The following is a 6,516-nucleotide window of genomic DNA, read 5'->3' as shown; positions in this document are numbered from 1 at the left end:
GCCAACCGCCAGCGTCGAGGCCGCACCGGCGGCCGACCGCCCGCCTTCCACACGGAGGTCTACCGCGACCGCAACGTGGTCGAACGATGCTTCGCACGCCTCAAGCAGTTCCGCGCCATCGCGACCAGGGTGGCGTCGCTGCTCGCCGTGCAGGCGTTTCGCACCAGCCCCACAGCCGAAGCAGCCCACAGCCTGCAGAACGCCGCGGCAGTCCCGCTTCGGTGGAGCGCGCCCGGCCACAGCGAGCGGTTGGGGAAGGTGGCCTTCAGCCCCGACGGCCGCACCCTGGCCAGTGCCAGTACCGACCGGACGGTGCGCCTGTGGGACGCGCGCACCGGCAAACCGGGGCGGGTCCTCAAGGGGCACACCGATGAAGTGTGGTCCGTGGTGTTCAGCCCCGACGGCCGTACTCTCGCCAGCGGCGGCTTCGACGGTGGTGTCCGCCTGTGGGATGCCCACACCGGCGCACCCCGCCGCACCCTCCAAAGCAACGCCGACGCCGTGGTGTCCGTGGCCTTCAGCCCCGACGGCCGCACCCTCGCCAGCGGCGGCGATAATAGGAGCGTCCTCCTCTGGGACCTCGGGACCGGTAAAGTCCGAGCCGCATTGGGGGGGCACACAAGCGCCGTGCGGTCCGTCGTGTTCAGCCCGGACGGGCGCTTCGTCGCGACGGGAAGTCTCGACCAGAACGCGCGCGTGTGGGACGCGGTGACCGGCGAGCTCCGTACCGGCCCGCTGAAGCACCCCGGCGAGGTGCATGCCGTGGTGTTCAGCCCGGACAACCGCACCCTCGCCACCTCGACCAATGGGGACTCGGGCGTGCGCCTGTGGGACGTCTCTAGCGGCAAGGAGAGCCGCAAGCCGCTGGTGGGCTATGGCGGCATCTCGGAATCGCTGGCCTTCAGCCCGGACGGCCGTACCCTCGCCAGCGGCTACCAGGACGGCGCGGCGGTGCTGCGCGACGTGGTCGGCGACACGCTCCGCGCCGTTTTGACCGGCCACACCAACGCGGTCTGGTCGGTGGCGTTCAGCCCCCGGACGGCCGTACCCTCGCCACTGGCAGCGATGCCACAGTGCGCACACCCGGGACGTGGCCGCCGGGGCCAACCAGGCCACCTTGACGGGTCACACCGAGGCCATCTGGTCGATGGCGTTCAGCCCGAAGGACCGCAGTCTCGCCACCGGCAGCATCGACGGCACCGTACGCCTGTGGGACGTGGCCAAGCGCACCAGCCAGACCCCCCTGAAGGCCGCTGGCCCGGTGCGAGAGGTAGCGTTCAGCAAGGACGGGCAGATCCTCGCCACTGGCAGCATGAACGGCAAGGTGGAGCTGTGGGACGTACGCACTCACACGAGACGGGCGATCCTGCCCGCACATGAGGCGTCGGTCGAGGCGGTGGCCCTCAGCCCCCGACGGGCGCGTCGTCGCCACGGGCGACGGCACCACCGTCCGACAGTGGGACGTAGGCAGCGGCAAGGAGATCCGCGAACCCCTGGCCGCGAGCAACTCGGTGAGCGCGGTGGCTTACAGTCCCGACGGACGAACGCTGGCCGTGGCGGACACGGACAACGTCGTGCATGCGTACGACGCTGCGAGCGGTACCCCCGGTGCTGCCCTCAAGGGGCATAGTGGATCGGTGTTCGCGCTGGCGTTCAGCCCCGACGGGAGCACGCTGGCTTCGGGGAGCGAGGACACCACCGTGCGCCTGTGGGCCATGCCCGGCGGCAAGAGCCTGGCCACCCTCACCCGGCACACAAGCCCGGTGACCTCCGTCGAGTTCGGCCCCCAGGGGGACACCCTCGCAAGCGGCAGCCTCGACACGACCGCGGTGTTGTGGGACGTGCCCTCCCGCAAGGCCCTCGCCACCTTTACCGAGTTCGCCGCAGTGCATGCCGTGGCGTTCAGCCCCGACGGCCGCACCCTCGCCACCGGCAATGCCGACAAGAACGCCCGGCTGTGGAACGTCACCCTCCCCCCGCCCGCCGAGGCCATCCGGAAAGTCTCTCAGGCCGTCAACCGCGACCTCACGGCAGAGGAACGTGCGGGACGCCTGCCGGATCAGGAGACTGCCCCCTTGTGTGCCCGCGGGTGAGCGCACGTGAATCAGCGAAGACGAGGTCGAACGCAATCTCACCAAGAACAAAGCCCGCGTCTACCAGCGCGACGAGCGCGGAATTCCCATCCGGGTCCACGAACCTGACGCGGGCTGATCACCGTGGCGCCCCACCGGTCACCCGCAGCGTCGGCTGGGTGAAGAGCTGGCCGCCATCAAGGTAACCACGCCCAAGGGCCAGCACAGCTACCCGTTGTACTGGCCCTGCTGCACCTACAGGTTGAACTTCGCCACCACAGGTGAGTGGTCAGACGTCTGGTCGTGGGCCGCGGCCGGCGCCTCCCCGCCCAACTCCGCCTCGCCGACCCTGCCGGGCGCTACATCGATGCGCGCTGAGGAGCCGAGCTGTATCGCCGCCAACATGGTCGGGGCGGGGCGAGTTCCCCGACACCAACGCCTGAGCCGCATCGGCCGGCGGCCGGGCCGATGGCGTCAGGCGGGCGGGAGTGAACGGCGCACTACGTCGTCTCCGGCCCGCTCCACACCGGCGGCCTGGAATGCCGTCGCTCCCGGCCGACCTCCTCACCGACGCCGAGGTCACCGAACTCACCGGCCTGGCGCCCTCTACCGTCCGCGCCGACGCCTTCCGAGGGCCTCCTCGACCCCGGCACCGAACGCCACGGCCGCCGCTGGTGGTACGTGCCGCCGGAGCGCGTACCACCCGACCCGTCCAGTACAAGGGCCGCAGCCCCCGCGCGAAGGACCGCACTCCGCGCCAGACCCGGCCCGGCACCCGCTTCCCCGAGATCGCGGCCACCCTCGCCGCCATGCGGGACGGGGAGGGGCCGCCGGTCACCGCGGAGTCGATGGCCGCCCGCTACGGCGTCAGCACCCCCTCAGACGAACGACTCCGCGCCAAGGCCCGCACCGAGCAGGCCGACTGACGCCGTGGCCGGCGCACCGCGGGGTGGGGTCCTGTAGCGACACCGTTATCAGGTCGGCCGGGGCGGGCGTGAGATGGCTGGCTGCGGCTTCGGCCGGCCCGGCCGGCTGGCCGCGGGTGTGCGGGGGTGCGGCCCCGGCTTCCGTGCGGCGGTTTCCGGCCGGACGGAAACCGAAGAACATACCTCTATCCCGCGACGCGGATGAAGACGTAGAGGAAGAACTTCATCTGACCGTCGTTGCCCCGCTCGTACTGGCACTTGTAGTCCTTCCACCAGCGCTTGCTCTTGCCGGCCCTGCCTTCCGCCTGGCAAGAGCTCTTGGTCCAGTAGGCATGGTAGAACGTCCAGCCTGCCTGGGCCGCGCTCGCCGTGCGGGCTGAGGCCGCTGAGGCCGACGCGGGCTCGGCCGCCTGAGCCGTCACAGCCGTGCCGCCCACAGCGAGGACGCTCCCCAAGGCTGCGGATGTCAGTGCACGTCGCATACGCACAGGAATTCCCCTTCGTCACGTTCACGTTCACGCACCCACCATGCGCGACAGGCGCCCCATAACGGGCAGCGCTGAACAAGACGATAGAAACGGATGCGAGGCGGCGTCGCCTCACACTGGTTTGATCATCATCTGGAACCCTGGATGTACGGGCGCTGGACCCTACAACCTGCGCGGTACACCAGGGGACCGTAACCTGGCCCCTCTCCGCAAGGGACGGGACCGGGCCATCAATGCCGAACTGCGCCAGCGCTGTGCGCAGTGATCAGCCGGCGCGGAGGGTACCCCTCGCCCACTGAGCCGGGTGGGCACCGCGCTGCGCGGTGCCCACCCGGCTCCGGATAGACGGCAGCTTCACGCTTGTTCGCTGATGGCCAGCTCTTCCCGCTCGATGAAGAAGCTGCCCTCTGCGGGCTGGAGCTCCAAGACCTGATCGAAGGCGTGCACCTTCTTGCCGTCCCGAACTGTCACGAAACCGAGAGATCGCACCGTTCGGGCAATGAAACAAGGAAGCCCCTGGACAGCCGAGGTTCTACTGCGAGTAGCCGCTTTCTCCCGATGAGACCAACGCCATCAATTCCGCCACGCGCGGAACCATACCGAGACCGCTCTCAGCGACTTGAACGATGGGCTCGTACCCGAACGAATGGGCAAAGCGGTTGGCGCGATCAATCCCGGACTCGACCTCACTGAGAGCGACCCCGGTCTGCTCGGATACGGAACCTGCGGAGATCTGCCTGTCCCGCAGCTGCTCACCGACAAGGATCAACGTGTCTCTTGCGGAACTCGGAAGCTTCTTCCACAGCAGGGCGAAGTTGATGACATCCTCTTCAGCGGTCGACCACTCTTTCATGGCTCACATATAACACACGTCGTCATCGACACCCACTTGCTTCGAACCCTCGTACACCCGAACCCGAACCGAAATTTCGACAGCTTCCTTGGGGGACGCTTTTACGGTTGTTGGAGTCGACCAGGAACCGCTTGAGGTGGCGTAGAGAGCCGTCTCATACGTGTCGTTGACATTACTCCAGTAGAATCCGCCTTTGTCTGTGTAACCCAGGTCAGTGACCACCCGCACCTTCGCCCCGCCCGGGTAGTCGACTCCCCACCCCTTGAAGGCGAAGTTGTGCTTGGTCTTGTTGCACGTAACTGAGGCGTAGGTTTCGCGAGTCGGGCCGCTTTCCTGAGGTCCGACCGCCTGAACAGGGCCGGCCGGCAGCCCAAGGGCCGCAAGCAGGCCCGCGATGATCATCTTCGTACGCAAAGCCACCATGGAAGACATACTGACGCCTACCACCACGCACCAATCTGTGCCGCGCCGCCATTCCACTGAAGCAGTGGATGGGCATATTGAAATACGTTTACCCGGTGGGCCAGCAGGGGTAACTGGCGGCAGCTGACCAAGAGATGCTCCTGCTTCTTGGGCAGGCCTTCCTTGACGCCGCCGACGCTGGCGGCGTGCGCGAGCCGGCTGACGCCGAGCTGTTCCAGCGCCTTCGCGCGGTCAGCGAGGTCCAGGTCCCGGGGCACAGGCAGGCCCTCGGTCAGCGGGCCCGAGGAACGCGTCGCCTCCGTACCCGAGCAGGTCTGGGGAACCCCCGAGCACAGGGTGGGGAATTTCAACGAGCCTCATCACCTTGGCCCGCGCGCCGAGGATGCTGACGCCGGTCCGGGTTCGGCGGCCTGAGGGAGGTGCAAGGCGCCGGAGCGCCACGCACCGCCCAGCACCACGGCACCGGCCAGCAGGGGCAAGGCCACTCCCACGACCTCGTACGCGGACCACTGCGCCCGCCAGCCGGCCGCGGCCAGCACGGTCCCCGCCAGCGCACTGCCACCGGCCCGGCGCTGCCTGCCTGTCCACATCCGCTTCCCCCTTCCTCGCGGTTCTCGCCGGTCAGGCTGTGGGCCCGGCGCCCGCCTCGCGGGCCGCGTGTTGCTGCACTTCCTCCGAGCGCGCCACCAGCGGCCCCGCCACAGACGGCCCGGTGTCCGGCCGCCGGTATACCAGGGCCCGGTAGATGGTGGCCAGGGGGACGAACCCGCTCAGGGCGGTCAGGACATAGTCCGCCTGCTCCAGGCCGGCCACCCGGTTCTGTGCCGACTCCTCGGCCTCGGCGAGCCGACCCCGCAGGGTCTCGACCTCCGTCTGTGCCGCCGCCACCCGGGTCTGTGCCGACTCCCTGCCCGCCGGCTTGTGCGGCCTGCGAGGGCCTGACCCGCCGATTGCTCCTTCTTCCCCTGCGTGTTGCCGGCGGAGGAGCGCGGGGGTGGTTAGGCGAGTTCGCCGGGGTCGTACCGCGGTCGGGGTGGGCCCACCCGGTTCAGTTCGGACTGGAGGCACATCGGCAGGGCGTCGTGGACCGCCTTGGGGAAGACCGCTGACAGTGGCACCTCTTCGCGCCGCGGGTAATAGCCGTGCCTGCGCAGGTACCGCACCAGGTCGTCTGCCGTAAGCTCTGCGCGGAGTCGGGTGGAAAGCCCGTCGGGTGACTTCACCAGCACGCGCCGTTCGTCCAGGTCGTTGTCGTGGTCCACCGTCATCAGGTGGGCGGCCAGTGCTCCCAACGCCAGGACGTTTCCCTCTGCGGTCTGGTCTTTCCCGTCCACCACGGTGACCCATACGTTGCCGCGCTTTGCCTGGACGTCCCACAGGACGGTCTCTGCTGTCGTCACAATCCGAGCGTAGCCACCCACTCGCCCCAACACCTGGGCACCAATCAGCCTCTTGGCCCTGACGGATTGGAGCCGTCCCGCTGACCCGCCCGCCAGCCCAGCACCTGCATGGGGACAGCGATCAGCATCCCCTCCACACCGATCCGGTCCCGGCCGGTGGGCGCCCACCGGCCTGCCCGCGCCCGTACGCGATCCGTCCACACCCGGAAACGGGCACCGCACCCGCGACGTCCGGTGTGGGAGCCGCCGCCGTCACCGCCTAGGTGGTGTCCGGCGGATCATTCGCGGAGCCAGAGTTTGATGGCTGCTGTGGTGATGGTGCCGTGGAAAACGTAGGCGCGTTTGTCGTAGCGG

8 protein-coding genes and 3 pseudogenes are annotated in these 6,516 nt (G+C 68.9%); 5 read left to right on the top strand and 6 right to left on the bottom strand.

Annotated elements, in window-relative coordinates; genetic code table 11:
* Positions 1–75: 75 nt before the first annotated feature.
* The 5 genes and pseudogenes from ACZ51S_RS34565 to ACZ51S_RS34545 form a co-directional block, all read left to right on the top strand.
* A pseudogene (locus ACZ51S_RS34565) lies at positions 76–1,038 on the top strand (WD40 repeat domain-containing protein); the annotation flags it as partial.
* Between the two features lie 109 nt (positions 1,039–1,147).
* Positions 1,148–1,300, top strand: a pseudogene (locus ACZ51S_RS34560) (WD40 repeat domain-containing protein); the annotation flags it as partial.
* Positions 1,301–1,376: 76 nt separating this feature from the next.
* Positions 1,377–1,577 (top strand): annotated as a pseudogene (locus ACZ51S_RS34555) (WD40 repeat domain-containing protein); the annotation flags it as partial.
* Positions 1,554–2,093 (top strand): WD40 repeat domain-containing protein, encoded by a 540-nt coding sequence (locus ACZ51S_RS34550; protein WP_468963178.1) that lies wholly within the window; start codon positions 1,554–1,556, stop codon positions 2,091–2,093. The pseudogene ACZ51S_RS34555 and the gene ACZ51S_RS34550, both read left to right, overlap by 24 nt.
* A gap of 518 nt (positions 2,094–2,611) precedes the next feature.
* Positions 2,612–2,998, top strand: a complete 387-nt coding sequence (locus ACZ51S_RS34545) for a hypothetical protein (protein ID WP_468963176.1) — start codon at positions 2,612–2,614, stop codon at positions 2,996–2,998.
* 185 nt (positions 2,999–3,183) lie between these two features.
* Here ACZ51S_RS34545 and ACZ51S_RS34540 read toward each other — a convergent pair whose 3' ends face one another.
* From ACZ51S_RS34540 to ACZ51S_RS34515, 6 genes are all read right to left on the bottom strand, one after another.
* Positions 3,184–3,435 (bottom strand): hypothetical protein, encoded by a 252-nt coding sequence (locus ACZ51S_RS34540; RefSeq protein ID WP_468963174.1) that lies wholly within the window; start codon positions 3,433–3,435, stop codon positions 3,184–3,186.
* Between the two features lie 583 nt (positions 3,436–4,018).
* Positions 4,019–4,339, bottom strand: coding sequence for a hypothetical protein (locus ACZ51S_RS34535; protein ID WP_468478964.1), 321 nt, complete (start codon positions 4,337–4,339; stop codon positions 4,019–4,021).
* A gap of 3 nt (positions 4,340–4,342) precedes the next feature.
* Positions 4,343–4,762, bottom strand: a complete 420-nt coding sequence (locus ACZ51S_RS34530; protein WP_468478963.1) for a hypothetical protein — start codon at positions 4,760–4,762, stop codon at positions 4,343–4,345.
* A gap of 17 nt (positions 4,763–4,779) precedes the next feature.
* Positions 4,780–5,112, bottom strand: coding sequence for a hypothetical protein (locus ACZ51S_RS34525; protein WP_468478962.1), 333 nt, complete (start codon positions 5,110–5,112; stop codon positions 4,780–4,782).
* Positions 5,113–5,383: 271 nt separating this feature from the next.
* Positions 5,384–5,650 (bottom strand): hypothetical protein, encoded by a 267-nt coding sequence (locus ACZ51S_RS34520; protein WP_468963172.1) that lies wholly within the window; start codon positions 5,648–5,650, stop codon positions 5,384–5,386.
* 110 nt (positions 5,651–5,760) lie between these two features.
* Entirely contained in the window at positions 5,761–6,162 is a 402-nt protein-coding gene (locus ACZ51S_RS34515; protein ID WP_468478960.1) for a hypothetical protein, read from the bottom strand.
* Between the last annotated feature and the right edge of the window lie 354 nt (positions 6,163–6,516).

Source organism: Streptomyces sp. NPDC034043 (assembly GCF_055575675.1).
Note: the sequence above shows the minus strand (reverse complement) of the source record. Positions and strands in the feature narration are given on the sequence as shown.